The organism is Shewanella sp. 11B5 (genome assembly GCF_002836795.1).
Lineage (GTDB): Bacteria > Pseudomonadota > Gammaproteobacteria > Enterobacterales > Shewanellaceae > Shewanella > Shewanella frigidimarina.
The window spans coordinates 1-1,072 of record NZ_PJAP01000191.1 but is presented as its reverse complement, the minus strand read 5'-3'; the positions used below and the strand labels follow the sequence as shown (position 1 = coordinate 1,072).

Here is a 1,072-nt window from a genome sequence, read left to right as displayed (position 1 = left end):
TTGTGCACAACTTTAGCGTTAGCTTGAATTGATAGCCCGTTTTATTGATTTAGGACCAAGACAGGTGCTTATCTCCTGACTACACTGCCGGACTTTGGGGTGATGATGAGAGCAACTTGTGGGTTTAGATGATTACGTTAATACGTTTGGGGTGCATTGCAAACGTTTATATGGCCAAAGAATAAAAAAATTAACTATAGATGCCCAATTTACCTGCCCTAATCGAGATGGCACGTTAGGGGTGGGCGGTTGTACTTTTTGTAATGTCGCTTCATTTAGTGGCGAACAAGGCAGAGAACAACCTATTGCGCTGCAATTGACTGAAGGGAAAGTACGCGCCCTATCTGCAAAAAAATGCACAACATCTGTGAATGTTAACTCTACTCCTACTGCAAAATATATTGCTTATTTTCAAGCTTACACCAGTACCTACGATGAGTATAAAGTGCTAAAGCAAAAGTATGATCAAGCACTTGAAGATGCCGATATTGTTGGGCTTCATATAGGCACTCGTCCTGACTGTGTGCCTGATGAAGTACTTGATTTACTCGTTGAGTATCAACAGCGAGGCATTGAGGTGTGGCTAGAACTAGGCCTACAAACTGCCAATAATCACACGTTAAAGCGGATTAATCGTGGTCACCAATTGTGTGAATATCGCCAGACCGTTAAAAAAGCTCGCGCTAAAGGCATTAAGGTGTGTACCCATTTGATATTAGGTTTGCCAGGTGAAACATCTGCTGACTATTTTAATAGCTTACAAACCGTATTAGGAATCGGTGTTGATGGACTAAAACTGCACCCTTTGCATATTGTAGAAGGCAGTATTATGGCGAAACAGTGGCGCTATCATCCTATGCCGTTAATGAGCCTTGAAGAGTATGCCTCCGAGGCCGCAAAACTTATTCGTCACACCCCAAAAGAGATTATCTTTCATCGCGTGACTGCCTATGCCAAAAAACCAATGTTACTCGCCCCTAATTGGTGTGCGTATAGATGGGATGGTTTAGTAGCCATTGTGGATGAACTTAAAGAATACGGTGGGCAAGGCAGTGCGTTAATGTTTAGCCAA

At 42.6% G+C, this 1,072-nt stretch carries 1 protein-coding gene; it reads left to right on the top strand.

The window, feature by feature from the left end; genetic code table 11:
• Positions 1–118: 118 nt before the first annotated feature.
• Positions 119–1,072: tRNA modification radical SAM protein MnmL/YtqA (locus CXF78_RS01555; protein WP_102035770.1), on the top strand; the 954-nt coding region annotated here is incomplete at its 3' end.